The sequence below is a fragment of the Streptomyces sp. NPDC036764 genome, assembly GCF_055609385.1.
In genome coordinates this window covers 62564-87874 of record NZ_JBVJPT010000011.1, presented here as the reverse complement: position 1 = coordinate 87874, position 25311 = coordinate 62564, and the positions used below count along the sequence as shown (strand labels likewise).

Annotated in this window: 22 protein-coding genes; 11 read left to right on the top strand and 11 right to left on the bottom strand. The window is 71.5% G+C overall.

Features of this window, described 5'->3' with window-relative positions; translation table 11 throughout:
- Positions 1-65: 65 nt before the first annotated feature.
- On the bottom strand, positions 66-2087 hold the full coding sequence (locus tag ACZ69Q_RS31825) for a beta-galactosidase (protein WP_471048472.1): 2022 nt from the start codon (positions 2085-2087) through the stop codon (positions 66-68).
- A gap of 184 nt (positions 2088-2271) precedes the next feature.
- Between ACZ69Q_RS31825 and ACZ69Q_RS31820 the strand changes: the two genes are divergently transcribed.
- From ACZ69Q_RS31820 to ACZ69Q_RS31795, 6 genes are all read left to right on the top strand, one after another.
- Positions 2272-3597, top strand: a complete 1326-nt coding sequence (locus tag ACZ69Q_RS31820) for an ABC transporter substrate-binding protein (protein WP_471048470.1) — start codon at positions 2272-2274, stop codon at positions 3595-3597.
- Positions 3594-4517, top strand: a complete 924-nt coding sequence (locus ACZ69Q_RS31815) for a carbohydrate ABC transporter permease (RefSeq protein WP_471048467.1) — start codon at positions 3594-3596, stop codon at positions 4515-4517. Before ACZ69Q_RS31820 ends, ACZ69Q_RS31815 begins: the two co-directional genes overlap by 4 nt.
- On the top strand, positions 4514-5422 hold the full coding sequence (locus ACZ69Q_RS31810; protein WP_471048464.1) for a carbohydrate ABC transporter permease: 909 nt from the start codon (positions 4514-4516) through the stop codon (positions 5420-5422). Before ACZ69Q_RS31815 ends, ACZ69Q_RS31810 begins: the two co-directional genes overlap by 4 nt.
- Positions 5419-6450 carry a LacI family DNA-binding transcriptional regulator gene (locus ACZ69Q_RS31805; RefSeq protein WP_471048461.1) on the top strand — a complete coding sequence of 344 codons (1032 nt, stop codon included), beginning with the start codon at positions 5419-5421 and terminating at the stop codon, positions 6448-6450. Before ACZ69Q_RS31810 ends, ACZ69Q_RS31805 begins: the two co-directional genes overlap by 4 nt.
- Before the next feature lie 137 nt (positions 6451-6587).
- Positions 6588-6938 (top strand): VOC family protein, encoded by a 351-nt coding sequence (locus ACZ69Q_RS31800; protein ID WP_471048458.1) that lies wholly within the window; start codon positions 6588-6590, stop codon positions 6936-6938.
- Positions 6939-7023: 85 nt separating this feature from the next.
- Entirely contained in the window at positions 7024-7413 is a 390-nt protein-coding gene (locus ACZ69Q_RS31795) for a MarR family winged helix-turn-helix transcriptional regulator (RefSeq protein ID WP_471048456.1), read from the top strand.
- A 94-nt stretch (positions 7414-7507) separates the two neighbouring features.
- Here ACZ69Q_RS31795 and pqqB read toward each other — a convergent pair whose 3' ends face one another.
- From pqqB to ACZ69Q_RS31780, 3 genes are all read right to left on the bottom strand, one after another.
- Positions 7508-8359 (bottom strand): pyrroloquinoline quinone biosynthesis protein PqqB, encoded by an 852-nt coding sequence (gene pqqB, locus ACZ69Q_RS31790; protein ID WP_471048454.1) that lies wholly within the window; start codon positions 8357-8359, stop codon positions 7508-7510.
- A 250-nt stretch (positions 8360-8609) separates the two neighbouring features.
- Complete coding sequence (locus tag ACZ69Q_RS31785; RefSeq protein WP_471048449.1) at positions 8610-9011, bottom strand: SseB family protein; 402 nt, start codon at positions 9009-9011, stop codon at positions 8610-8612.
- A gap of 155 nt (positions 9012-9166) precedes the next feature.
- Positions 9167-10408, bottom strand: a complete 1242-nt coding sequence (locus tag ACZ69Q_RS31780) for an acyl-CoA dehydrogenase family protein (RefSeq protein WP_471048446.1) — start codon at positions 10406-10408, stop codon at positions 9167-9169.
- A 183-nt stretch (positions 10409-10591) separates the two neighbouring features.
- Between ACZ69Q_RS31780 and ACZ69Q_RS31775 the strand changes: the two genes are divergently transcribed.
- Complete coding sequence (locus ACZ69Q_RS31775; protein WP_471048442.1) at positions 10592-11932, top strand: phosphoribosyltransferase family protein; 1341 nt, start codon at positions 10592-10594, stop codon at positions 11930-11932.
- Positions 11933-12084: 152 nt separating this feature from the next.
- Positions 12085-13002: a peptidoglycan-binding domain-containing protein gene (locus ACZ69Q_RS31770; protein ID WP_471048439.1), complete on the top strand. Its 918-nt coding sequence runs from the start codon at positions 12085-12087 to the stop codon at positions 13000-13002.
- Positions 13003-13020: 18 nt separating this feature from the next.
- On the opposite strand, the gene ACZ69Q_RS31765 is transcribed toward ACZ69Q_RS31770, so the two are convergent.
- Complete coding sequence (locus tag ACZ69Q_RS31765) at positions 13021-13761, bottom strand: Type 1 glutamine amidotransferase-like domain-containing protein (RefSeq protein WP_471048435.1); 741 nt, start codon at positions 13759-13761, stop codon at positions 13021-13023.
- Positions 13758-15272, bottom strand: coding sequence for a purine-cytosine permease family protein (locus ACZ69Q_RS31760; RefSeq protein ID WP_471048433.1), 1515 nt, complete (start codon positions 15270-15272; stop codon positions 13758-13760). The genes ACZ69Q_RS31765 and ACZ69Q_RS31760 overlap by 4 nt, the downstream gene beginning before the upstream one ends.
- Before the next feature lie 164 nt (positions 15273-15436).
- Between ACZ69Q_RS31760 and ACZ69Q_RS31755 the strand changes: the two genes are divergently transcribed.
- Complete coding sequence (locus ACZ69Q_RS31755; RefSeq protein WP_471048430.1) at positions 15437-15673, top strand: hypothetical protein; 237 nt, start codon at positions 15437-15439, stop codon at positions 15671-15673.
- A gap of 111 nt (positions 15674-15784) precedes the next feature.
- Here the strand turns inward: ACZ69Q_RS31755 and ACZ69Q_RS31750 are convergent, their stop codons facing one another.
- Positions 15785-16480: a type 1 glutamine amidotransferase domain-containing protein gene (locus tag ACZ69Q_RS31750; protein ID WP_471048427.1), complete on the bottom strand. Its 696-nt coding sequence runs from the start codon at positions 16478-16480 to the stop codon at positions 15785-15787.
- 120 nt (positions 16481-16600) lie between these two features.
- Between ACZ69Q_RS31750 and ACZ69Q_RS31745 the strand changes: the two genes are divergently transcribed.
- Complete coding sequence (locus ACZ69Q_RS31745) at positions 16601-17560, top strand: LysR family transcriptional regulator (protein WP_471048423.1); 960 nt, start codon at positions 16601-16603, stop codon at positions 17558-17560.
- Here ACZ69Q_RS31745 and ACZ69Q_RS31740 read toward each other — a convergent pair.
- Complete coding sequence (locus ACZ69Q_RS31740) at positions 17463-18785, bottom strand: PucR-like N-terminal domain-containing protein (RefSeq protein ID WP_471048420.1); 1323 nt, start codon at positions 18783-18785, stop codon at positions 17463-17465. The genes ACZ69Q_RS31745 and ACZ69Q_RS31740 overlap by 98 nt on opposite strands.
- A 327-nt stretch (positions 18786-19112) precedes the next feature.
- Here ACZ69Q_RS31740 and ACZ69Q_RS31735 point away from each other — a divergent pair, with 327 nt between their 5' ends.
- Positions 19113-20075, top strand: coding sequence for an esterase/lipase family protein (locus ACZ69Q_RS31735; RefSeq protein WP_471048417.1), 963 nt, complete (start codon positions 19113-19115; stop codon positions 20073-20075).
- 56 nt (positions 20076-20131) lie between these two features.
- Here ACZ69Q_RS31735 and ACZ69Q_RS31730 read toward each other — a convergent pair whose 3' ends face one another.
- From ACZ69Q_RS31730 to ACZ69Q_RS31720, 3 genes are all read right to left on the bottom strand, one after another.
- Positions 20132-20608 carry a (2Fe-2S)-binding protein gene (locus tag ACZ69Q_RS31730; RefSeq protein WP_147998151.1) on the bottom strand — a complete coding sequence of 159 codons (477 nt, stop codon included), beginning with the start codon at positions 20606-20608 and terminating at the stop codon, positions 20132-20134.
- Between the two features lie 8 nt (positions 20609-20616).
- Positions 20617-22959, bottom strand: a complete 2343-nt coding sequence (locus ACZ69Q_RS31725) for a molybdopterin cofactor-binding domain-containing protein (protein WP_471048411.1) — start codon at positions 22957-22959, stop codon at positions 20617-20619.
- A 278-nt stretch (positions 22960-23237) separates the two neighbouring features.
- Positions 23238-25184, bottom strand: a complete 1947-nt coding sequence (locus tag ACZ69Q_RS31720; RefSeq protein WP_471048407.1) for a collagenase — start codon at positions 25182-25184, stop codon at positions 23238-23240.
- Positions 25185-25311 lie beyond the last annotated feature (127 nt).

Below are 25311 nucleotides of genomic sequence, written 5' to 3'. Positions count from 1 at the left end.
TACGGCGAGGAGCCCCTCCGCCCGCGGCTCGTGGCACACGCGGGCGGAGGGGAGTCGGCGTCGGCTCAGCCGTCGAGTCGTACGACCCGGACGGCTCCCGCGGGGACCTCCAGGCGGCCCGCGGCACGTTCGCCGGTCAGCAGCTCGGTGCCGGGCGCCTCCAGCGGCACTTTGGCGTCCGACGCGGTGTGGTTGACGGCGAACAGGTAGCTGCCCGACTCGCCGGCGCGGCGCACGACCTCGACGTCACGGGGAAGGTCGACACGCGGTGCGACCTGCGCGTCCTCGATCGCCCAGCCGAGCAGCGCGTCCAGGCCGTCGGCGCCCAGGCGGGTGGAGACGTACCAGGCGGTGCCCTCGCCGAGGCGGTGCCGGGTGACGGCCGGGTGGCCGGCGGTCAGGCCGTCGGCGTAGGTCCAGACGGTCTCGGCGCCGCGCGGGACGACGAACTCCGTCCACACGTCGCCGCTGAGCTCGGAGCCGTCGGGGCCGGTGATGCGGACGAGCTGGTCCTGGAGCAGGGGCGAGAACTCCTCGACCGTCAGGCCGAGGACGTCCCGCAGCGGTCCGGGGCAGGGGCCCTCGTGCACGGCGTCGTGCTCGTCGACGATGCCGGAGAAGTACGACACGACGAGCGTGCCGCCTGCCTCGACGTAGCGCTTGAGGTTGTTCCCGGCCTCCTCGGTCATCAGGTACAGGGCCGGTACGACGACAAGGGGATACCTCGACAAGTCACCTTCCGGGTGGGCGAAGTCGACCGTGAGGTGGCGGTCGTAGAGCACCTCGTAGAAGGCGTCGGCGCGCTCGCGCGGGTCGTGGTCCTGGCTGGGGCGCCAGTCGAGGTTCTGCGCCCACCAGGAGTGCCAGTCCCACAGCATCGCCACGTCGGCCTGCGTGCGGGTGCCGCGGACGGTGCTCAACGAGTCGAGGGCGGCGCCGAGTTCGACGGCCTCGCGCCACACCCGGGTGTCGGTGCCGGCGTGCGGGAGCATCGCCGAGTGGAACTTCTCGGCGCCGCGCCGGGACTGCCGCCACTGGAAGAACAGGGCGCCCTCGGAGCCGCGCGCGACATGAGCGAGGGAGTTGCGGGCCATCTGGCCGGGGGCCTTGGCGGGGTTGCGGGGCTGCCAGTTGACGCCGGAGGTGGAGTGCTCCAGGAGGATCCAGGGCGCTCCCCCGGCCACCGAGCGCGTCAGGTCGGCGGCCATGGCCAGGTTGACGTGGGTGCGGCGGCCGTCGGTGATCAGGTAGTGGTCGTTGGTGACGATGTCGACCTCGCGGCCCCAGGCCCAGTAGTCGACGGAGTCGCACTGGCTGAGGGCGGTCATGAAGTTGGTGGTGACCGGTACGCCGGGTGAGAGGCGGTGCAGGATGTCCCGCTCCATACGGAAGTTCTCGCGCATGGTGGCGTCGGCGAACCGCTTGTAGTCGAGTGCCTGGGCCGGGTTGACGGCCGTCGGTGTGCGCCGCGGCGGGTTGATCTGCCCGAAGTCGGTGTAGCGCTGGCCCCAGAAGGCGGTGCCCCAGGCCTCGTTGAGCGCGTCGGCCGTCTCGTACGTCGACTGAAGCCAGCGGCGGAAGTGCGCGGCGCAGGAGTCGCAGTAGCAGGCCGAGACGGGGACGCCGTACTCGTTGTGCACGTGCCACATCGCCAGCGCCGGGTGGTCGCCGTAGCGTTCGGCGAGCTTGGTGGTGATGGTCGCGGCGGCCGTGCGGTAGTCGGCGTTGCTGTGGCAGATGGCGGCGCGCGAGCCGAACTCCAGGCGTACGCCGTCCGGTGTGACGGGCAGGGCCTCGGGGTGGGCGCGGTAGAACCAGACCGGCGGGCAGACGGTGGGGGTGCCCAGGTCGACGCGGATGCCGTGCTCGTGCAGCAGGCCGAGCACGCGGTCCAGCCAGCCGAAGTCGTACACACCCGGTGAGGGCTCCAGCAGGGCCCAGGAGAAGATCCCGACGCTCACCATCGTGACCCCGGCCTCCCGCATCAGCCGGACGTCCTCCTGCCAGACGCTCTCCGGCCACTGCTCGGGGTTGTAGTCCCCACCGAAGGCGAGCCCGGTGAGGCCCCTGGGGTTGGTCTCCGGCATGGAATCTCTCCCGATTTATCGATCATTTGGGAACGTGCACACACGCTGTCGAGGGCGCGAGCCCAACATAACCGCACAGCAACAACCATTGACAAGTGTCCGGGATGTTTCTCTACTGTGAACGCTCACAGAAGCATGGCAGGTCCTCGCAGCGGGCGGGGGCCCCAGGTCAGGGGAGAGATCCATGCCCATCTCACAGCGCCGTCGGCTCTTGTCCAGAGGTGCAGCCACCTGTGTCGCCGTCGCCCTCGGCGCCACCGCGCTCACCGCCTGCGGCTCCGAGGACGGCCAGGCCGAGTCCGGTCCCGCCTCACTGACGTACTGGACCTGGACACCCGGCATGGACAAGGTCGTCGACCTGTGGAACAAGGGCCCGGGCAAGAAGGATCAGATCACCGTCACGGTGAAGAAGCAGGCGTCCGGCGACACGCTGGTCACCAAGATCCTCACCGCGCACAAGGCCGGCAAGGCCCCGGACCTGGTCCAGGCCGAGTACCAGGCGCTGCCGACGCTGGTCAGCAATGACGTGGTCGCGGACATAGCCGGCGAAGTCGGCGACACGGAGGGCAAGTTCGCCGAGGGCGTCTGGCAGCAGACCACGCTGGGCACCGATGCGGTGTACGCGGTCCCGCAGGACATCGGGCCGATGATGTTCTACTACCGCGAGGACCTGTTCAAGAAGTACGGCCTGACCGTCCCGACCACCTGGGAACAGTTCGCCGAGACGGCCCGCGCGCTGAAGAAGAAGGCCCCGGACACGGACCTGACCACCTTCTCCGCCAATGACTCCGGCCTCTTCGCGGGTCTCGCCCAGCAGGCCGGCGCCAAGTGGTGGACGACCTCCGGCGACAAGTGGCAGGTCGGCATCGACGACGCCGCCACCCAGAAGGTCGCCGACTTCTGGGGCGGCCTCGTCAAGGAGGGCGCCATCGACAACCAGCCGATGTACACCCCGTCCTGGAACAAGGCCCTCAACACCGGCAAGCAGATCGCCTGGGTCTCCGCGGTGTGGGCGCCGGGCACCCTGACCACGGCCGCGCCCGACACCAAGGGCAAGTGGGCCATGGCCCCGCTCCCCCAGTGGTCGCAGTCCGACGACGTCACCGGGAGCTGGGGCGGCTCCTCCACCGCCGTCACCACCGACTCCCGGCACAAGGCGGCCGCCGCGAGGTTCGCCGCCTGGCTGAACACCGACGGCGACGCCCTCCAGGCGCTGGCCAAGGAGAGCGGCATCTACCCGGCCGCCACGAACGCCCAGACCAGCGGCGCGTTCGCCACCCCGCCGGACTACTTCTCGAACCAGTCGGACTTCTACACCGAGGCCGCCGAGATCGCGAAGACCACCGCCCCGTCCGCCTGGGGGCCGAACGTGAACGTCGCCTACACGACCTTCAAGGACGCCTTCGGCAAGGCCGCCAAGGACAAGTCGGACTTCGGCGCCGCCCTGAGCACCATGCAGGACGACACCGTCGCCGACCTGAAGAAGCAGGGCTTCGAGGTCTCCGAGTGACCAGCACAAGCCGGAAGGCGTACGGGGTGAAGGGGGCCCCGTACGCCTTCCTCCTCCCCGCGGCGATCCTCTTCGCACTCTTCTTCGCGCTGCCCATCGGCTACGCGGTCTGGCTCAGCTTCCGGAAGGTGAAGGTCTCCGGGCTCGGCCTCGGGGCGGGCGCCCGCAAAGAGGTCTGGGCCGGTCTGGAGAACTACACCGACGCCCTGACCGACGACGAGCTGGTCGCCGGCGCGCTGCGCGTGCTCGGCTACGGCTGCATCGTGGTGCCGGTGATGCTGGGCCTCGCCCTGCTGTTCGCGCTGATGCTGGACTCCGAGAAGGTGCGGCTCGCGCCGTTCACCCGGCTCGCGGTCTTCCTGCCGTACGCCGTCCCCGGCGTCGTTGCGGCACTGCTGTGGGGCTTTCTGTACCTGCCGGACGTCAGCCCCTTCTACTTCGTACTGGACAGGCTGGGCCTGCCGCAGCCCGACCTGCTCGACGGCGGCCCGCTGTATCTCGCCCTGTCGAACATCGCGGTGTGGGGCGGCACCGGCTTCAACATGATCGTCATCTACACCTCGCTCCAGGCCATCCCGGCCGAGGTGTACGAGGCGGCCAGGCTGGACGGCGCCACGCCGCTGCAGATCGCGCTGCGGATCAAGATCCCGATGGTGGCGCCCTCGCTGGTGCTGACCTTCTTCTTCTCGATCATCGCCACCCTCCAGGTGTTCAACGAGCCGACCACCCTGAAGCCGCTCACCAACTCCGTGTCCACGACCTGGAGTCCGCTGATGAAGGTGTACCAGGACGCCTTCGGCAAGGGCGACATCCACGCGGCGGCCGCCCAGGCCACGATCATCGCCCTGGCCACGCTGCTGCTGTCGTTCGGCTTCCTGCGGGCCGCGAACCGTCGGAACAAGCAGGAGGCATCCCGATGAGCTCCCTCGTCGTCGGCAAGGCCGACACGGCCGCGGACGCCGCGCCCGGCGCGGTCCGGGGCCGCCCGCCACTGCGCCGCCGGATCGCACTGATCCCGACGGTCACGCTGCTGCTCGGCGCGGTCTACTGCCTGCTGCCCGTCGCCTGGGTGGTGATCGCGGCGACCAAGTCCGGCAGCGAGCTGTTCTCCACGTTCACCTTCCTGCCGGGCACCGGTTTCGCCGACAACTTCGCGGATCTGAGCGCCTACCGCGACGGGGTGTACTGGCAGTGGATGGGCAACTCCGCCCTGTATGCCGGTCTCGGTGCCCTGCTGTCGACGGTGGTCTCGGCGCTCAGTGGCTACGCCCTGGCGATCTACCGCTTCCGGGGCCGCGAGGCACTGTTCAACGTGCTGCTGGCGGGTGTGCTGATGCCGCCGGTGATCCTCGCCATCCCGCAGTACCTGCTTCTGGCGAACGCCGATCTCACGGACTCGTACCTGTCCGTGCTGCTGCCGCAGATCCTGTCGCCGTACGGCGTCTACCTCTCGCGGATCTACGCGGCCGCCGCCGTGCCGGCCGACGTGGTCGAGGCCGGGCGGATGGACGGGGCGAGCGAGTGGCGGATCTTCACGCGGGTCGCGCTGCCGATGATGGTGCCCGGCATGGTGACGGTGTTCCTGTTCCAGTTCGTGGCGATCTGGAACAACTTCCTGCTGCCGTACATCATGCTCAGCGACGACGAGAGGTTCCCGATCACGCTGGGCCTGTACACGCTGCTCGAACAGGGCGCCAACACCCCGGCGCTGTACACGCTGGTGATCACCGGCGCGTTCCTCGCGGTGCTGCCGCTGGTGGCGCTCTTCCTGGTCATCCAGCGCTTCTGGAGCCTGGATCTGCTCTCCGGGGCCGTAAAGTCATGACCATGAGCAACACGGGGGGCCGACGCAGACCGCCGACGATCCACGACGTGGCGCGCGAGGCCGGAGTCTCACGGGGCACGGTCTCGCGGGTGCTCAACGGCGGGCACTACGTCAGCCCCACCGCCCAGGAGGCGGTCAACGCGGCGATCCGCAAGACGGGTTACGTCGTCAACCGGCATGCCCGCTCGCTGATCACGGGGCGCTCGGACTCGGTCGGCTTCCTGCTCACCGAGCCGCAGGAGAGGTTCTTCGAGGACCCCAATTTCAACGTCCTGCTGAGCGGTTGCACCCAGGCGCTCGCCGCGCACGACATCCCGCTGCTGCTGATGCTGGCGGGCACGAAGGACGAGCGGCGGCGCATCACGCGGTACATCACCGCCGGTCATGTCGACGGGGTGCTGCTGGTCTCCAGCCACTCCGGTGACCGGGTCGCCGAGGAGCTGCGCGAGGCGGGCGTGCCCCTCGTGCAGTGCGGGAAGCCCATGGGGCCCGGCTCCAAGGTGAGTTATGTGGCGGCGGACGACCGCGACGGTGCCCGCGACATGGTGCGCCATCTGCTGTCGCTGGGCCGCCGCCGGATCGGCGTGGTGAGCGGTCCGCTGGACACCCCGGGCGGTGTCGACCGCCTCGCCGGCTACAAGGAGTTGCTGACGGAGGCGGGCGTCGAGATCGACGAGCGGCTCATCACCTCCGGCGACTACAGCCGGGCCAGTGGCGAGGCGGGCACCGAGCGGCTGCTGGCGCAGGCCCCGGACATGGACGCCCTGTTCGTGGCCTCCGACCTGATGGCGCAAGGGGCTCTGGCGGCGCTGCGCCGGGCGGGCCGGCGGGTGCCGGAGGACGTGTCCGTGGGCGGCTTCGACGACTCCGCCGCGGCGACGGAGGCCACCCCCGCCCTCACGACGATCCGCCAGCCCTACGACCGCATCAGCGCCGAGATGGTGCGGCTGCTGCTCGCGCAGATCGGCGGCGAGGACCCGGCGGCGGTGATCCTGCCGACGGAGCTGGTGAAGCGGCACTCGACGTGACGCCAGGCAGGCGCGCCCGCGGCTCGCGAGCGGAGCACGGCGATCGGTCAGGATTCGAGAAGCCGCCAGCCGGTCCCCCGTCCTAGCGTGAAACCACCGGCGAGACACGCCGGCCCCGCTTCACCGAGGAGGACGTCATGACCGCCGGAGTCAGCACGATCATCTACCCCGTCAAGGACCTCGCCCGGGCGAAGGCCCTGTTCAGCGCCCTGCTGGGTACGGAGCCGTATGCGGACGAGCCGTACTACGTCGGCTTCAAGGACGCCGGGCAGGACGTCGGCCTGGACCCCAACGGGCACTCCAAGGGCATGACCGGCCCGGTCCCCTACTGGCATGTGGCCGACATCAGGGCGTCCCACGCGGCCCTGCTGGAGGCGGGCGCCGAGCCGCTCCAGGACGTCCACGACGTCGGCGGCGGCCGGCTGATCGCCTCCGTGAAGGACGCGGACGGCAACCTCGTCGGGCTGCTCCAGGACCCGACCGGCTGAGCCCGCGCCCCGTCGGCGGCGCTTCTGTTGCGCGCGCACTAGTTGCACGGGCAACCAGTGGCCGAATCGGTGTTACCGTGCCGGTATGGCAGTGAAGACGGCCGATGCGGGGCTCGAGGAACGGTGGCGGGACATCCTGTCCGTGCACGCGCGCACGATGTGCGAGATCGACCGCGTGCTGCATCCGCACGGACTGGGCGCGAGCGACTTCGAGGTGCTCGACATCCTCGCGACGGCGACGCCCGCGGAAGGCGAGCAGTGCCGGGTGCAGAACCTGGTCGGACGGGTTCATCTCAGCCAGAGCGCGCTGTCCCGGCTCATCGGCCGGCTGGAGAAGGACGGCCTGCTGGAGCGTTCCGTCTGTGTGGAGGACCGGCGCGGCGTGTACGTCACTCTGACCCGCAAGGGCCGTGACCTGCACGCCGAGGTCCTGCCGTTGCAGCGGGGTGCGCTGGCGCGCATGCTGAACGGCTGACTGCGTGCCGCGGCGGGTCGTCGTTCGACTGCGACGCCGTCGTGGCTCGTCGCGCAGTTCCTCGCGCCCCTGAGGGCGATGTCGTCAGGGGCGTCTACAGCGCGAACTCCGTCCCGTCCGGGAGGACTTCCACGCCCGCCTGCGACACCTGTGCGCGGGCCGTCGAGGCGGGGTCGAGGAGGGGGTTGGTGTCGGCGAGGTGGGTGTAGATGCGGCGGGCGTGCGGGTGTCGGGCCAGGGCGGTGAGGCTGCCGGCCGGCCCGGAGACGGGCAGGTGCCGCACCGCCCCGGCCGGTTCGTCGGCCGCGAAGTGCGTGCCGTCGAGGACGACGCCGTCCGCCGTCGCGACCAGGTCGTCCAGCAGCGGGGACCAGGCGCTCACGCGGGGTGCGTAGACGAGGACGCGCCCGGTGGCCAGGTCCTCGATGCGGTAGACGGTCACCCAGCGGCGGTCCGAGGAACGGCCCGGCACGTACGCCGGTGCCTTTCCCGGGACGGGATGCGCCGTGACGACCAGCCCTCCGGCCAGTACGAACCCGCCCTCGGTGAGGCTGTCCGCCCACTCCCACGGGGCATGGCGGTCCAGGCCCGCCCGTGCCGGGGCCAGGGCGGCCAGTACCGGTGGGGCGGCGTAGGTCTTCAGTCCCCCGGCGTCACGCAGGACGGCCAGGCCCGCCACATGATCGGCCTCGGCGTCGGTCAGGAGGACGCCCCGCACGGGGGTGTGCCGGGGGCCGGGCCACAGGGCGGAGGCGGCGGTGAGCTGGGCACGGATGTCGGGCGAGGCGTTCAGCAGCCACCAGTCGCGGGAGTTGCCGGTGACGGCCGCGCACTCCGGCCCGCGCGTGGGCAGCTTGCCGTCGCGGGCGGCGTCGCACCGCATGCAGGCGCAGTTCCAGCGTGGGAAACCGCCTCCGGCGGCGGTGCCGAGCAGGACGACTCTCAAGACGACCCCCCACCCTTTCGCGTCGGCCCTCCCGGTGGGATCTTCCCTCTCCCTACGGTTGAACCACCCTGTGGCAGGGGGCAGTTCCGGCCGACCTTTCCCCATTGTCCGCGAGGCGGTCCATGACCGCAGCGGCCCGCAAGGCCACCGCTGCCCGGGGGAGATCCTGCCGGACGGCACGCATTGCGCGCGAAGGGGATGAGCGGCCTCCCTGTGGCCGCTCATCCCCTTCGCGGGTCGCTCTGTCGCGTTACGGTCGCGCCAGCAGGGTCCGTACGCCCTCCGACGTCAGCGTCAGCGGGTGTGCGGAGCCGGCGTCGATGGTCAGGGCCAGGTCCTCGGCCGGCCACTGGGAGGCCAGCGCGCCCAGCGGCACCAGGCGGTAGCGCGAGATGTAGGGCAGCAGCTCGGCCATCGCGGGCTCGGAGGTGAAGACGGGGACGACCGGCTCCCCGCCGGGCCGCTCGATGACCGGCAGCGCCACGGCCGCGGGGTCGGTGGCGTCCTCCTCGCCCACGTCGTCGGGCACGGGGACGAGGACGTCGCTGCTCGCGAGCGTGTCCAGCGCCGCCCTGTCCTCGGTGTTGTCGGCCAGCGCGTCCAGCGCCCGCCGGGCCGGTGTGGCGGTGTAGTCGTTCGCGGGTGTGTCCATGGCAGATCCCCTGTCGGCGGCGGTAGTGCGGTCCTGCGGTCCGCCCGGGCGTGATCGCGGGGTGCTCGGTCCCGGCGCGGCCCTGCTCGCGTACCCGATCCGGACTGGAGCATTCCTATGGTTGTCCAGAGGTCAGGGCATTTGATGTCCGCAGGTCAGGGGATCAGCGGGATGTGGCCGGACGGGAGCCCGAGGCGATCGCAGCCGACCCGGCGGGTGAGCGGTTCGGCCATGCTGGGGCCCACGTGGGTCAGGTACGTCGCCGCGTCGCGGAAGTAGCGCTGCATCCGCTCGCCGTCTCGGGCGTGCCGGGAGCCGGCCGTGCGGAAGAGGGTGCCCTGGAGGACGTCCCAGGTCATGCGGCCGGCGTTCAGGAAGATCAGCGCGAGGCGGTTGTCGTCGGCGGTGGTGAAGGGGGCGCCGCCGGTGGCGTTGCGGTGGCAGGTCTCCATCCACTCCTCGGCGGTGCGCTGGAGCGCCGCCTCGGCCGTGTGGATCACACCGAGGGCCTCACCCAGGTGCCGCTGGTAGTCGTGGAGTTCCCCGCGGGTGCGGTCGGGTTCGAGGGTGAGGGGGCGCTCGGCGATCACTCGGGCGTACTCGTCGGCGGCGGCGTACGCGGTGCCGATCATGATGGCGGCCAGCTCGCCGTGGAAGAAGCTGGGCGCCCGCCCCGCGTACATCGGGTTCCCGTGCAGCGCGGAGCCGACGCTGCCGCCCTCGACGGGCAGGTCGAGCAGGCTCGCCTCGCAGGTGAGGTGGGCGGGGATGCGGGCCTGTTCCATGTGGATGCTGTTGGAGCCGCTGCCGCGCAGGCCGAGGACGCCGTGCCAGTCGTCGAGCACCGTCCACACGGCGCGCGGGGCGACGAACAGGACCGGTGGTCCGGGCGGGCCGCCGGGCCGGTCGGGGGCGCGCAGGGTCTGGCCGACGTAGTGGGTGGAGTAGGGGGCGCCCGAGGAGTACGGCCAGGTGCCGTCGAGGACGACGTGGTCGTCGCCGTCGGGCCGGGCGATGCCGATGGGCGCGACCGTGGACGCGGCTCGGAAGTCGCCGTCGGCGCCGAATATCTCGTCCTGCGCCCGCTCCTCGAAGAGGGTCGCGACCTGCAGGACGTGGGCGGCGGTGAGCGACAGGGCCCAGCCGGTGGAGGGGCAGCCGCGGGCGATCTCGGTGACCACCCGGTAGAAGGTGGGCAGGCCGAACTCGAGGCCGCCGTATCTGCGCGGCTGGAGGATCCGGTAGAAGCCGGCCCGCAGGAAGTCGTCGTGGGTGTCCTTGGGGTAGTGCGTGAGCCGTTCCGTCTCCGGCTGGCGTTCGAGCAGGACGGGCCGCAGGTTCACGGCACGTTCGACGATGTCGCGTTCGGTCGGTCCGGGCTCGGGAGCGGCGATCACGATGCCTCCTGACGTGTGGGGCCGTCCGTCTCATGCCGTGGTGCGTGACGCGATACGAGTGATTGAACACGGCAACCGCCTCGGGGTACCGACCGGAAATCGCCAAGTGCCGAAGCCTCCCGCGAACAGTCGTAGCCTGAAGGGAAGGGACAGCTCCCGTCCTGGTGGGCACGGGAGGCACGTATGCGTTACGACGACCGCAGTGCGGCCGGGCGGCTGCTGGCCGAGGAGCTCCAGGAGCTGCGCGGCCGGGATGTGGTCGTGCTGGGCCTGCCGCGCGGTGGAGTGCCCGTGGCGGCGGAGGTGGCCCGGCGGATCGACGCCCCGCTGGATGTCCTGGTGGTGCGGAAGCTGGGCGTGCCCGCGCAGCCGGAGTGGGGGTTCGGGGCCATCGGCGAACACGGGGTCCGCGTCCTCAACCGGGATGTGATCAGCGAGGCCGGGCTGGCCTCCGCCGAGCTGGAGGCCGTGGAGGCGGCCGAGCGGGCCGAGCTGGAGCGTCGGGTGCGCGGCTATCGGCAGGGGCGGACGCCGTTGCCCGTGGCCGGGCGTACCGCGCTCGTGGTGGACGACGGGCTCGCCACCGGGGCCACGGCCGAGGCCGCCTGCCGGGTCGTACGAGGTCAGGGGGCGGCCCGGGTGGTGCTCGCGGTGCCGGTGGGGCCGACGCACAGTGTGGCCCGGCTGCGGCAGGTGGCGGACGAGGTCGTCTGCCCGCAGACGCACCGGATCCTCGGCTCCGTGGGTGCCTGGTACCGGCACTTCGGCCAGGTCCCGGACGCCGAGGTCACATCCCTGCTCGCGAAGGCCGCCCGACCCGGGTCCACCTCCCCCACCGCGGCCGGCCCGGTGGCCTCGTCTCCGTCGGACCGCGAGGTGCTGATCCCGGCCGCCGGCGCCCGGGTGGGTGCGCGGCTGGTCGTGCCGGACGGGGCCGCGGCGGCAGTCGCCTTCGCCCATGGCAGCGGCAGCAGCAGGCACAGCCCGCGCAACCAGTACGTGGCCGCCGCTCTCAACCGCGCGGGGCTGGCCACGCTGCTGCTCGATCTGCTGACCGACGGCGAGGCGCAGGACCGGCACAACGTCTTCGACATCCTGCTGCTCGCCCGGCGGCTGCATGCCGCGTCGGTGTGGCTGCGGGAGGAAACCGGCCTGCCCGTCGCCTACTTCGGGGCGAGCACCGGTGCCGCGGCCGCGCTGGAGGCGGCCGCGCTGTCCGCTTCCGACGTTCGCTCGGTCGTCTCCCGCGGCGGCCGCCCCGACCTGGCCACTCCGGCGGCGCTGGCCCGACTGCGGGCGCCGACACTGCTGATCGTCGGCAGCCGGGACACTCAGGTGCTCAGCCTCAACCGCCTGGCCGCCGACAAGATGCACTGCGAGCACCGGATCGCCGTCGTACCGGGCGCCGCCCATCTCTTCGAGGAACCCGGCACCCTCACCACCGTCGCCGAACTGGCCCGCGACTGGTTCACCACCCACCTGGGCCGGCCCACCGCGGGCACGCCACCGCGCCGATCGGCCTGAGACACCGACTCGGGACGTGCGGCTGGTCGTGGCTGGTTGCGACTGGTTTCGGACGGCCCGGAAGCGCTGGTTCCGCCATCCTCCGGGGTCATGGAGATTGAGTGTTGAACTTATGCCTAAACTCTGGATCCTGTCTGGAGAGGGTCCCTTACGTGAGCGAACCGAACGATCCCGTCTGCCCGGAGTGCGGCACGCCCCGAGCGTCCGACGGAACCCCCGACTGCTCCTGCGGTCGCCGTGTCTCCGACGCCCGGCGCGACGCGCGTGCGGCGGAGCGGGCGGCCGCGGAGGACTTCGATCCGGTGCGGATACGACCGTTCGTGGAACTCGGCGACGGCACGGGTACGGACTGCGGCGGCGGGGCCGAACTCCCCCAGGCATCAAGCGACTTGGCGGGTACGGGGGCCGCCCCCACTCCCCCGCCCTCCGCGCGGGAGTCGCCTGACGAGGCTGCGCTCCCGGACACGGACACGCACGCTGCGCCCCGGCGGAGACCCCGCACCCTTCTCATCACCGGAGCGGGCGTCACCCTGGCCGTCCTGCTGACGGGCGCGTTCGCGGGCGGGCTGTTCACCTACGAAAGCCCTTCGCGCGACCGTGCCGTCTCCGACGACGTCCGCGCGCCCGTCCCGGACGGAACCACCGAGGACGGCACGTCCCCGGAAGGACAGTCCGCCGCCGTACCCTCCGCATCACCGTCCCGCAGCTCGACGCCTTCTCCCGGCACGCCCCCGAGCGACGACTCCCCGGCTCCGAGCGCCTCTTCCTCGACTCCCTCCAAGGCCCCGTCCAGCGCGGGCGTCACCACCAGCGCGGTTCCCGAACCGAGCGACGCGCAGGGACGGCCCCCGGTCCTGCGCCGCGGCGACCGGGGCCCGGAGGTCGTCGAACTCCAGTTGCGCCTGCGCCAGATCGGCCTCTACTCCGCAGAGGCGGACGGCGACTTCGATCGCGAGGTCGAAAACGCCGTCCGCACCTACCAGCTCACCCGCGTCATCCTCAGCGACGAGTCGGGCGCCTACGGCAGCACGACCCGGACGATGTTGGAGTCGGAAACCTCCGAGCCGTGAGGTCCGAGCCGTGGGCCGTCAGTGCCGCCGACCGGCGCCTCCCAGGCCACGGGACAGGACCCGACACGGCAGCGCCCGTTCGTCGGCTTGACCGGCCCCGTCGCCGACCACCCGGTACACGGACACGCCGGGCACCCGGGCCACGGTCTCCGTCAGCCGTCCGTCCGTGAAGAGCGCGCCGGTGCCGTCATCGAGGGCCCATCCGGCGGGCAGGGCACCCGTCGCCACGGCCGACCGGTAGGAGCGGCGGCGCCCGGGTTCGCTGTCGTAGTGCGGGCACACCGAACCCGGCAGCAGCCCCAGGCCGTCCGGCAGGTGGGTGAGCGGGCCGAAGGAGTCGGTGTGCGAGCCCTGCGCCCAGCAGTTGGCGCCCGCGCTGATGCCGCACAGCAGGGTTCCGTGGTCGTAGGCCTCCCGCAGCAGTTGGTCCACGCCGTGCACGCGCCACACCGCGAGGAGGTTGGCCGTGTTGCCGCCACCCACATAGACGACGTCCTGGGCGAGCACGAAGGTGCGCAGGGCGTCATGGTCGAGCTTCCTGTCGAACAGGTGCAGGACGGAGGGGTCGCAGTGCGGGCGGTCGCGGAATGCGGTGAGGAAGTTCTCGGTGTACCCGGGGGCGTCGCCGCTGGCGGTGGGCAGGAAGCACACCTTGGGGCTGGGCGTACGCGCGTGTCCCAGGAGCCAGTCGTCCAGCAGGCCGTCCTCGTCGGTGGAGAAGCCTCCGCCGAGGAGGGCCACCCGGGGCTGGGGGCTCACGTCGTCCTCACAGGGGGTGTCCCTTCGTCCGTCGCCGGGCTCGGTGCGAGCGTCTCCTGTGCGCGGACACGCCCGCGGCGCAGCGCCAGTGTGCCCAGGAAGCCGAGTGCGAGGGCCGCGAGAACGCCGAGGTTGGCGTAGGCCCAGGCGCCGGACCTGCCGCCGAGGCCCAGCGGGTGCAGCAGGTATCCCTGCCAGTCCAGCCAGTTCGCCGTCGAGTTGGTGACCAGGCCCCAGCCGAGGGCGGTGCCCGTGAGCGTCAGGAGCAGTGGGGTGAGTGCCACGTCGCCGTAGCGGCCGGTCGGACGGTACAGGTCGGGCTCGGCGTAGTCGCGGCGGCGCAGGGCCAGGTCGGCGAGCATGATGCCGCACCAGGCGGCGATGGGGACGCCGAGCGTGGTGAGGAAGCCCATGAACGGGCCGAGGAAGTCGTCGGCGACGAACACGATGTAGACCGAACCGACGATCATCAGGACGCCGTCGAAGAGGGCGGCCACGTAGCGCGGTACGCGCAGGCCCGCCGAGAGCAGGGCCAGGCCGGACGAGTAGATGTCGAGGACCGCGCCGCCGACCAGGCCGAGGACGGCGACGACCGCGAACGGGATCAGGAACCAGGTCGGCAGGATCGTCGTCAGCGCGCCGATCGGGTCCGCGGCGACGGCCGTGGCGAGGTCGGCGGAGGAGCCGGCCAGCAGGAGGCCGAAGACGAGGAGGAGCAGCGGGGCCAGGGACGCACCGAAGGTGGTCCAGCCGATCACACCCCGGCTCGACGAGGTGCGCGGCAGATAGCGGGAGTAGTCGGCGGCCGCGTTGACCCAGCCGAGGCCGAAGCCGGTCATCATGAAGACCAGCGCGCCGATGAACTCCTGGGCGGAGCCCGCCGGTACGGCGCTGACGGCGGACCAGTGGATGTGGTCGGCGACCAGGCCGACGTAGATGATCGTGAGCACGCCGGTGACCACCGTGATCACTGTCTGGAGCCGCATGATCAGGTCGAAGCCCATGACGCCGACGACCACGGTCAGCGCCCCGACCAGGACGAGGGCCACCACTTTCGTCTCGGTCCCGCCGCCCCAGCCGAGCCGGCCGAACACGGTCGCGGTGGCCATGGTCGCCAGGGCACACAGAACGGTCTCCCAGCCGACGGTGAGGACCCAGGAGATCACCGACGGCAGACGGTTGCCGCGCACGCCGTACGCGGCGCGGCCGAGCACCATCGTGGGCGCGGAGCCGCGCTTTCCCGCCACGGCGACGAACCCGCACAGCAGGAAGGAGAAGACGATGCCGACGGCTCCCGCGACCAGCGCCTGCCAGAAGGAGATGCCGAAGCCGAGCGCGAAGGCACCGTAACTCAGACCGAGGATGGACACGTTGGCCCCGAACCAGGGCCAGAACAGGGTGCGGGGCGTTCCCTTGCGTTCGGCGTCGGCGATCACGTCGAGGCCGTGGGTCTCCACCTGGAGCCTTCGGCTCGGGGAGCTGCCGTCGAGGGGGTCCGGGGGTGTGATCATTCCGGCATCGTCGCACCGCTCGTCCCACCGCGGAACACCGTCTCCAGGTGTCCGTCGCGCTGGTTGCCATGCCGGAGTCACTCGTCCGAGTGGCTCATGGTGTACCGGTTGCCGTCAGAGGGTGATCTTCATATGACATCAGCACCCCACTCACAGGAGTACGAATGCGTATTCGCACTGCACTTGCCGCCACCGCCCTCGGCGCTCTGGCCGTCTTCGGCGGCGCCACCGCCGCCCACGCCGACGTCGACGACCAGAGCAGCGTCGGCAGCCAGGGGACCCAGGGCTGGCAGGGGCCCTCGTTCGACGACCAGGGTGGCGCGGGCTTCGGCGCTGAAGGAGACCAGGACTCGGAGCAGGGCCAGGACTTCGGTGACGCCGAGGGCTCGTTCCTCCAGTAGGGAGCGGCTTCGGGCCTCACCGTCGAGGACGCCTCGTATGCGTTGCGCACACGAGGCGTCCTCGCCGTGTCCGCTCCACGACGGCCCGCCGCAGCGGCCGGTTCCGGTGCCTCAGCCCAGTCGCTTCAGCAGTTCCACGGCGAGCGGGGCGGACGAGGCGGGGTTCTGACCGGTGATCAGGTTGCGGTCGACGACCACGTTCGGCACCCACGAGTCGCCCGCCTGGACCTGCACGCCGGCCTCGGTGAGCCGGTCCTGGAGCAGCCACTTGGCCCTGTCGGCCAGACCCGCCTGGGTCTCCTCGGAGTTGGTGAACGCGGCCACCCGGTAGCCGGCGAAGGTGTTGGTGCCGTCGGCGCCGGTGGCGGCGAGCAGTGCGGCCGGGCCGTGGCAGACGACGCCGAGCGGCTTGCCGGAGTTCAGGGCGAGGGTCAGCAGCCGGCCGGAGTCGGCGTCGACCGCGAGGTCCTCCATCGGGCCGTGGCCGCCGGGGTAGAAGACGGCGGCGTAGTCGTCGAGGTGCACGTCCTCCAGTCGGACCGGCTCCCGCAGCTCGGTCATCGCGTCGAGCACGGCGGCGATCCGGTCGGCGTTCTCCTGCCCGCCGTTGGCCTCGGCCGCGAGGCTGCCCTTGTCGACGGGCGGTACGACACCACCCGGTGTGGCCACGACGATCTCGTGACCTGCGGCCTTGAACGCCTCGTAGGGCGCGGCGGCCTCCTCGGCCCAGAAGCCGGTGGGGTGCTTGGTGCCGTCGGCCAGCGTCCAGTGGTCGGCGCCGGTCATCACGAACAGGATCTTCGACATGAGGGGGCTCTTTCGCGAGGGGTTCATTGGAGGCCCGGACGCCGTGCGCACGGAGCGTCAGGACGTCGATGTCCCGACGGTACGCAAGATCAGCCATTGGAATCCAATAGGCTCATCCATATGAGACATAGGGATTCCAATGAGGAGGAGGGCGGGGGCCGGCTCGGGGGCACGGCGCCGGTGGACCTGAACCTTCTGCGCACGTTTCTCGCCGTGTACCGCACCGGCTCCTTCACCGCCGCCGCCCGCCTGCTGGGCCTGTCCCAGCCGACGGTCACCACGCAGATCCGCACCCTGGAGCGGCAGCTCGACCGGGAGCTGTTCCAGCGTCTGGCGCGCGGCGTGTCCCCCGGTCCCTACGCCGACGAACTCGCCTCCCGGATCGTGGAGCCGCTGGACGCCCTCGCCACGGTAACGGGACCGGGCGGCTCGGCCGACGTCCACCCGGCGGAACCCGTGCATCTCGCCGGTCCGGCCGAGCTGCTGACCCACCGTGTGATGCCGTCCCTCGCGCCGCTGGTCGACCGGGGCGTACGTCTGCGCATCACCGCGGGCCTGACCGAACCCCTCCTGGAGGAGCTGCGGGCGGGCCGCTACGACCTGGTGCTGTCGACCTACCGGCCGCGCGGTCGGGCCCTGGCCTCGGTGCCGCTCGCGGACGAGGAGTTCGTGCTGGTCGCGGCTCCGGTCTGGGCGGAGCGCATCGGCGCTCCGGCGCGGATCGCGGCCGAAGGGCCCGCCGCGCTGCACGGCGTGCCGCTCGTCGCGTACGCCGAGGACGTGCCGATCGTGCGCCGCTACTGGCGTCATGTGTTCGGCAGGCGTCTGGTGCGCCACCCGGCGGTCACCATGCCGGACCTCAACGCGGTCAGGGCCGCGGTGACGGGCGGCACGGGGTTCAGTGTGCTCCCCCGCTACCTGTGCTCGGCCGAACTGGCCTCGGGCGAGCTGGTCCTGCTGCACGACCCGGACGATCCGCCCATCAACACCGCCTTCCTCGTCCAGCGCCCGGGCTCTTCCGGAAACCCTCATGTCGACCGGGTCCGCGACCACCTGCTGGAGATCGCCCGCGACTGGTGACGCCCCGCGGCTCACCCGGTGTCGGCCCGCAGCGCGTGGGTGCGCAGCGCCAGCAGGCCTCGAACCGGAAGCGCGGGTCGCCGAGCCGGTCGCCGAACAACTCCTCGAGCTGACGCAGGCGTTTGCGGGCCGTCTGCGGATGGATGCCCAGCGCCTGGGCGACCTCGGGAGCGGTACGGCCCCAGGACATCAGCAGGGCGTCGAGGGTCTCGGCGAGCCGGGCGGCCCGTCCCCGGGGCAGGTCCGCGAAGACGCCGAGCACCCGGCGGCCGATCAACTGCCCGATGGGGGCGCCCCGCAGCAGGTGCAGCTCCGCCAGCTCGTCGTCGACGCGCAGGAATGCCCCGGCGCCGCCCGGCCCGGTCGGGGCTTGCGCACGCCGGTCGATGGCGAGGCGGGCGCACTGGAGGGACAGCCATGTCTCGTGCGGGGGAACCGTCGGGCCCACGACGGCGACCCGGCCCCGGGCGGCGTCGCGCACCCGGTCGATCAGTCCGCTCGTCTCCGGTTCGGGCACGATCAGGACGAGGTCGCTGCCCCGGCTGAGGGAGAGCACTTCACCGTCCGCGCCCGGCACCGGGAAGCGCCCCGCCGATCGTACGATCACGGACGCGACGGCACCTGGCAGCGCCCAGCGGGCCCGCTCGGCCAGCGGCCCCAGCGGTGCGCGCTCCTCACCTCGCGGCGGCTCCAGCAGCTTTTCCACCAGGGCTCGGCGGGCCCGCTTCACCTCGCCCTCCGAGCGCAGTTGCGCGGCGAGGAAACCTTTCACCGACTCGTTGGACAGCGCGTTGATGTGGATCAGCACGGCTTCGTGCAGGGTCAGGACGGTGCCGGGCGGCAGCGATGCCTCCTGCACGAACTCGGCGTAGCGCCGGCTGCCCACGCGTGCGCCGACCCGGAAGGCGGCCTGGAGGGCGTCCGTCGTCCGGCCGTTCAGGAACTCGATGCGCCCGAGGTGGCGGAAGTGGTCGAGGTGGTGGTCCTGGGCACTGTCGGGGTGCTCGATCAGCTCCGCGAACTGGAGCACGGCCCGGCGGATCGACTCGGTCAGATCGCGGCCGACGGCGGAGTCGAGCGGGCGGCGGTAGGCGGGGACCTCGTCGCGGATCGCCCGGGTCATGTCGGCGACGATGTGCTCGGTCCGGGAGCGGATCAGCGCGGCGAGCACCGGGGGCAGCTCGTGCCACGGCTGACGCGTGAACGTCTCGGCCTGTGCCGTCATCGCGGTGGCTCCGTCTCGGGCGGCGGGTGCGCGGTGGCGGGCGCGCGGCACGCCCGCCATGCGTGGCCGGCGGTGGCACGCCCGGAAGCTGCGCCTGGTGAGGCACAGCCCGGGAAAGGTGTCACGCCCATGACATCTTTCTCGTCTCCCTCCTCGACTCTCCTGGTCGGCTCCCGCGGGCAACGCGAGTGTTGATCCGACGTTACGCGCCAGTAGCTTCCGTGTCTCGCTCTTGTGACAAGGCTTCACATCGTCCTGACCGATCCCCTTGCGGCCAGGCCGCACGGATCCGCCGGCGCTCCCCACGACCAGTCAGAGGAGCCCCACATGCGCACCCGCAGACTGCGACACACCCCACGCCGTCGCCTGCTGACCACGTCCCTGGCCGGGCTCACGGCGGCCGTCTGTATCGGCGTGGTCGGCGTCGACCGGTCCCAGGCGACACCGGACCCGGGCGACGCCGTGCCGGTCGCGGCGTCCGATCCGGCCGGTCCGCCCCAGGACGACTTCGCGTCGGCGTTCGCGTACTCCCTCGCCCACCCGACGGCCGTGCCCTCCGGCGCCAACGACTTCGCCTGCCGCCCCGGTGCCGCGCATCCGCGTCCCGTCGTCCTCGTGCACGGCACCATGGAGAACCGCTACGACAACTGGGCGGCGCTGGCACCGCGGCTGAAGGAGGCCGGGTACTGCGTCTTCGCCCTCAACCACGGCGGCAGTTCGGGCCCGCTGCTGGGCACCGAGGACATGGCCGCCTCCGCCCGGCAGCTCGCGGACTTCGTCGACCGGGTCCTGGCCGCGACCGGCGCCGCGAAGGTCGACCTCGTCGGGCACTCGCAGGGCGGCATGATGCCGCGTTACTACATCAAGAACCTGGGGGGCGCGGCGAAGGTCGACAAGCTCGTCGCCCTCACCCCGTCCAACCACGGCACCACGTTCTCGGGCCTGGGCCTGCTCGCCCTGGTGATCCCCGGCGGCAACGCGGTTCTCGGAGCGGGCTGCATGGCGTGCAGCCAGCAGCTCATCGGCTCGGACTTCCTCAAGGACCTGAACGCCGGCAGCGAGACCGACCCGGGCGTCACCTACACAGTGATCACCACCCGGTACGACGAGGTCGTCACCCCCTACACCTCGGCCTATCTCGACGCGGCCCCCAACGTCACCGACGTCAAGCTCCAGGACGTATGCCCCGCCGAGTTCACCGACCACATCGGCATCAGCTACAGCGACCTGGCCGGACGCCTCGTCCTGAACGCGCTCGACCCCGCCCACGCCCAGCGCCCGACCTGCTGAGGCGACGCGCGTTTCCCATGGCCGTGCGGAGCGCTCCGCACGGCCATGGGGCGCGTTCAGTACTTCTTCGCGCCCGCCACGATCGCCTCCCGGATGCGGTGGTACGTCCCGCAGCGGCAGACGTTGCGGATCTCGTCGAGGTCGGCCTCGCTGATCTCGCGGCCCTCCTGGCGGGCCTGGCGGACCTTGGCGACGGCGGTCATGATCTGGCCGGGCTGGCAGTAGCCGCACTGGGCGACGTCGTACTCCAGCCAGGCCTCCTGCATCGGGTGCAGTTCGCTGCCGACCGTGGCGGGCAGGCCCTCGATGGTGGTGACCTCGTCGGTGGGGCGCAGATCCTTCACGGGGACCGAACAGGGGTTGAACGCCTTGCCGTTGATGTGGCTGGTGCAGGCCTGGCAGACGCCGAGCCCGCAGCCGTACTTCGGTCCGGTGACGCCGAGGACGTCCCGCAGCACCCACAGCAGCCGTACGTCGTCCTCGATGTCCACGGTGACGGACTCGCCGTTGAGGATGAAGGTGTGTTCGGGCACGGGAGCTCCTAGAAGGCGCGGCTCAGGCCGTCGGTGGGGGACGCGGGGATCGGCGGGGTGGTGGGCAGCGGCTCGAAGCCGAGCGGTTCGTCGTGGTTGAGGGGGAAGGTCGTCGGCATCGTGCCCGTCGCGCGTCCGTAGGCGCAGGCCACGGCCGCCATCGCGCCCGCGACGGCCAACTCCCCCGCACCGCCCGGGGTGTCGGTGGTCGGCGGCATCACGATGATCTCCAGTTCCGGCGGGGTGTTCCACTGGCGGGTGTAGAAGTAGTTGTCCCAACTGCCCTCCAGGAAGTGCCCGTTGTCGAGGTGCAGTCCGGAGCTGAGCGTGATCGCGATGCCGTCCATGATGCCGCCCATCATCTGGGCGTCGAGGCCGCGCGGATTCACCGCCAGACCCACGTCCACGGCGCACACGACCTTCGTCACGCGCGGGCCCGTGTACGCGTCGGGGATCTCGCGTCCGGTGGTCTGCGGGCGGCAGTCGATCTCGGCGAGGACCGCGACGTACGCGTGGTACTCGGGGTGGAGCGCGATGCCCTGCGCCGTCCCGGCCGGCATGGCACGGCCCCACTCCCCCGCCTCGGCGACCCTGTCGAGGACGGCCCGTGCCCGCTCGTCCTTGAGGAAGGAGCGGCGGAACCGGTAGGGGTCCTTGCCCATGCGCCTGGCCAGCTCGTCCACCACCAGCTCCTGGGCGCAGCGCACGTTGGGCGAGTAGATGTTGCGCATGGAGCCGGTGTTGAAGCCCTTGTCGGTCTCGCTGAGGAGCTGGGTGACGACGCCGAAGTGGTAGGGCGTCTGCTGGGTGAGGGTGAAGATCGTCTCGGAGAAGGTGAGGTCGCCGACGGGCAGGCGGCTGGCCTCGGCGGTGATGATCTCGCCGACGCCGTGGCCGAAGTCGGTGGCCACGGAGGTGTGGCGCTGGTCGTAGGTGAGCACCTGGCCGAGCGCGTAGGTGGCGCGCACCCGTGAGGTGGACATGGGGTGCGTGCGGCCCTGACGGAAGTCGTCGGTGCGGTGCCACATCAGCTTGACCGGCTTGCCCATGGCCCGCGAGACCTCGGCGGCCTCGCCTGCGGCGTCGTGGAACAGCTTGCGGCCGAAGGAGCCGCCGCCCTCCGTCACATGGACCTTGACCGCGCTCACCGGGAGTCCGAGCTTGAGCGCGATCTCCTCCTGGGCGACGATCGGCGCCTTCAGGCTCGCCCAGATCTCGGCCGAGTCCTCACGTACGTCTGCGACGGCGCAGTTGGTCTCCAGGGCGCTGTTGCTGGCGAAGTGGAAGGTGAACCGGGCGTCGACCGACTTGGTCAGCAAGTCCAGCCCCGGAAGCGGGAGTTCGGCCTTGCGCAGCTTGTCGCGGATGCTGTCGTCGGAGGCGTCCTCGGCGGTTCCGGGGCCCCAGTCGACCTGGAGCGCGCGGACCGCGTCGATGCACTGCCCGAAGGTACGGCCGCGTACGGCGACGCCGGTCGGGACGCGGACGACGTCGCTGATGCCGGGCATGGCCCGCACCGCGTCCAGGTTGCGCACCGAGCGGACGGTGCCGTTGATCGTCGGCGGCCGGCACACCATCGTCGGCAGCGCGTCCGGCACCTGCACGTCCATGGCGAACTTCTTGCGGCCGGTGACCGCCGCCAGCGCGTCGACGCGCCGCCGTGCGGTGCCGATCACCTTGAAGTCGGCGGGCTCCTTGAGGGTGACGGCGACCTGGTCGGTGGTCATCGAGGCGGCCTTCTCGGCGAGTTCGCCGTAGCCGAGGCTCTTCCCGGTCACCGTGGAGGTGATGACCCCCGCCTTCGCCCTCAGGATGCCGACGGCCTCCCCCAGTTCGAGCGCGGCGGCCTTCAGCAGGCGGCCGCGGGCCACGGCGGCTGCGACGCGGATCGGGGTGTAGGTGGAGATCGTGGTGTTCGAGCCGCCGGTGATCTGGTTGAAGAGCAGCTCGGGCCGCGCGTCGGCGAGGGTGACGTGGATCTTCTCCAGCGGCAGGTCCAGTTCCTCGGCGACCAGCATGGCGCTGGAGGTGGTGATGCCCTGGCCGACCTCGGCCCTGGGCAGGGCGAAGGAGGCCGTGCCGTCGCTGTCGAGCCGGATGGTGATCAGGTTCGCCGTCGGCAGTGCGGCGTGGGTGAGCATGTCGTTGAGGTCGTAGATCTCGGCCGGTCCGGGCAGCGAGGGGACCGCCGCCGCGGCCTCGGTGGGCGCGAGGACCGCCTCGCCGAGCGGTGCGGCCACGGTCAGCGTCGACGCGGCGACCACATAGCCGAGGAAGCGGCGTCGGCTGACGGCGTCGGGGGCGGCGCCGGACACGGGGTCCGGCCGCTCGGAGCGGTGATGGGTTCCCATCGGGTGACCTCCCGGCGACGTGGCGTGCGGCCGTGCTCGGCGGCTCCTGACTGTGCACGGCCCGCACGCGTTCCGGAAGATCCCGGCGGCGCTTCGACACGCAACGCCCACAACCCGCCTCACCTGTGAAGCCCCTGGCCGGGCGAGGCGGGACGAACCGGGTCGGGTCGCGGCCTCTGTTCACAAAGCGCCCTTTGCGGAATGTCCCGGCCCACGCCCGTTCGCGCGGGCGCAGGCCGGGACGGGACCTCACGTCGATCCGCACCCGGGGGCGCTGATCAGCGTGCGGACCCTTGGGACACCCCTCGGCCGGCGCAACCGCCGGCGGCGCACCGCGTCAGCCACTGGTCGAAGTCGGCGTCGTAGCGGGTGCCGATGTCGGTGGCGTAGACGGCGTGGCCGCCGGCGTAGTCGCCGACCCGGAAGCGGGCGAGCATGCGGTGGATGTCGTCCGGGTGCTTCTCGAACATGTAGCGGACGGCGAGGTAGCCCCACGGGTAGGTGCGGGTCACGTCGCTGTTGGTGTACGTGTTCTGGAACAGCGTGCTCAGGCGGTAGGTGTGCCTGCCCGCCTCGGTGACCGCCTGGTCGTAGGTGATGCCGCGGTAGCCGTAGGAGACGTACTCGGCCACCCCCTCGATCCACCACACGTCCGGCACCGACGTCTGCTCGGCGAAGTCGCCCTTCATGTTGTGGCGGGCGTCGAGGTAGTGCGTGTACTCGTGGTTGAGGTTCCAGATCCGGGCGGCGTGCCCGGTGTCCTGGCTCTTCTGGTACATGACCGCGTACGGCTCGTTCGCGGGGTCGGCCGGGTCGCCGATCAGGGTCATGCCGCCGTTGTCGGTGCTGATGCCGAAGATCGCCCCGGCGTACGTCCGGTAGTCCTCACGGCTGGCGAAGACGAAGAGGTCGAGGGTCGACAGGTACTGGCCCGGGATGGGCCCGTCGTCCCGGACGAGGTCGTGGACGTACGCGTCCTGGCGCAGCACGCTCGCGCACGCCGCGTCGAGGTCCGCGGCGGTGAGCGACTGGGCCCGGATGCTGCGGGCGGCGTCGCAGCCGTGGGTGATCGGCAGGGCGGCGCGCATCAACTGGCCGGTCAGGTCGCAGACGCCGTAGTAGGAGCAGTTGGCGCGGTCGTAGGAGTCGGCCTGGGTCGCCACGGCCACCCACAGACCGGCGGTGGGGCCGGTGATGCGGGTCGTGTCCAGCAGGTGCTTGGCCTGCGGGCGCACCGTGGTCCGCAGGGCCGGGTGCTCGACGTAACGGGCCACGTTCATACCGGCGTTGGAGGTGAGGTACGCGCGGTCGGAGCCCAGCAGGTCGAGGTGGCCGAGGGCGAAGTCGTGGAGGGTGCGCACGACGGACGGGTCCGCGGTGACCGCCCTGACGTACTCCGCGTTCCAGTTGCCGCGCCAGAGCGGGGTGTACACGGAGTTCACGGCCGCAAGCATGCTGAAGACGGCGTCGTAGGAGCTGTCGTAGGCCTTGAGTATCCGCTGGTAGACCCTCAGATAGCGGGCCTGCTGGTCGGCGCTGTCGGTGAGGATGACGACCTCGCCCAGCACGTCGCCGTTGGCGTCGGTGACGTCCCCGGAGTGCGGGCGGGCGAAGAAGGCGTCAAGGCCGCGGGTGGTGTTGCGGGTCAGGACCGCGCCGTACGGGCCGACGTCGTCCGGGTGGTTGAACTGCACGAAGTAGCCGGCCCGCAGGAACAGGACGAGTTGCCACACGCCGGAGGAGTTGTCGCCGTTGTAGGCCCGTGCCGCGCGGGTGAACGCCTCGGCGATCGTGACCATCTGGGCCTCGCGGAAGACGGCACGCGCGTCGTTGCCGGTGATCCCGAACAGGGTGTTGACGCAGTCCGTGGCCGAGGCCTTCACGAACGCGACGAGGGCAGCGCCGGTCCTGCCGCCGAAGTCGCCGGGAGTGCACGGGGCCGCCCGAAGGCCCGGCTCCGCACTCGGACGGGTCGGGACGCGCGACGGAGTCAGGGGCGGCAGGTGGGTGCGGTTCAGCGGCCGGTCCTGCACGGCGGGACGGGCGGCGGTGTCGACGGTGGGGCCGGTCGGTGGCGGCGGTGCCGTGCCCCGGGATGCGGCCGGGGTGGCGTCGGCGCGGGACGCGGGTGTCGCGAGTGCCGGCGTCGACAGTAAGCCGCAGACGGTGACGCAGACGGCGAGGGCCGTGGTCATGCGTCTGGGCAGCGCGAAGCGGTAGCGCATCTGGATTCCTCCACGGACGGATGCGCCTCTGAGTGGGGTGCTGAGGCGCGTGAGGCAATGTCTCAGCGCCGCGCCGACTCAACAATGGTGTGTGACATAGCACATGGCGTGGAGGAGTCATAACGCC

Excerpts from the sequence above, each read along its gene's own strand:
- ACZ69Q_RS31785 (WP_471048449.1), bottom strand. The coding sequence starts at position 9,011 with ATGGACACACCCGCGAACGACTACACCGCCACACCGGCCCGGCGGGCG.
- ACZ69Q_RS31775 (WP_471048442.1), top strand. The coding sequence starts at position 10,592 with ATGCGTTACGACGACCGCAGTGCGGCCGGGCGGCTGCTGGCCGAGGAG.
- ACZ69Q_RS31755 (WP_471048430.1), top strand. The coding sequence starts at position 15,437 with ATGCGTATTCGCACTGCACTTGCCGCCACCGCCCTCGGCGCTCTGGCC.
- ACZ69Q_RS31825 (WP_471048472.1), bottom strand. The coding sequence starts at position 2,087 with ATGCCGGAGACCAACCCCAGGGGCCTCACCGGGCTCGCCTTCGGTGGG.
- ACZ69Q_RS31720 (WP_471048407.1), bottom strand. The coding sequence starts at position 25,184 with ATGCGCTACCGCTTCGCGCTGCCCAGACGCATGACCACGGCCCTCGCC.
- ACZ69Q_RS31735 (WP_471048417.1), top strand. The coding sequence starts at position 19,113 with ATGCGCACCCGCAGACTGCGACACACCCCACGCCGTCGCCTGCTGACC.
- ACZ69Q_RS31800 (WP_471048458.1), top strand. The coding sequence starts at position 6,588 with ATGACCGCCGGAGTCAGCACGATCATCTACCCCGTCAAGGACCTCGCC.
- ACZ69Q_RS31740 (WP_471048420.1), bottom strand. The coding sequence starts at position 18,785 with ATGACGGCACAGGCCGAGACGTTCACGCGTCAGCCGTGGCACGAGCTG.
- ACZ69Q_RS31725 (WP_471048411.1), bottom strand. The coding sequence starts at position 22,959 with ATGGGAACCCATCACCGCTCCGAGCGGCCGGACCCCGTGTCCGGCGCC.
- ACZ69Q_RS31745 (WP_471048423.1), top strand. The coding sequence starts at position 16,601 with ATGAGACATAGGGATTCCAATGAGGAGGAGGGCGGGGGCCGGCTCGGG.
- ACZ69Q_RS31795 (WP_471048456.1), top strand. The coding sequence starts at position 7,024 with ATGGCAGTGAAGACGGCCGATGCGGGGCTCGAGGAACGGTGGCGGGAC.
- ACZ69Q_RS31810 (WP_471048464.1), top strand. The coding sequence starts at position 4,514 with ATGAGCTCCCTCGTCGTCGGCAAGGCCGACACGGCCGCGGACGCCGCG.
- ACZ69Q_RS31760 (WP_471048433.1), bottom strand. The coding sequence starts at position 15,272 with ATGATCACACCCCCGGACCCCCTCGACGGCAGCTCCCCGAGCCGAAGG.
- ACZ69Q_RS31750 (WP_471048427.1), bottom strand. The coding sequence starts at position 16,480 with ATGTCGAAGATCCTGTTCGTGATGACCGGCGCCGACCACTGGACGCTG.
- ACZ69Q_RS31820 (WP_471048470.1), top strand. The coding sequence starts at position 2,272 with ATGCCCATCTCACAGCGCCGTCGGCTCTTGTCCAGAGGTGCAGCCACC.
- ACZ69Q_RS31805 (WP_471048461.1), top strand. The coding sequence starts at position 5,419 with ATGACCATGAGCAACACGGGGGGCCGACGCAGACCGCCGACGATCCAC.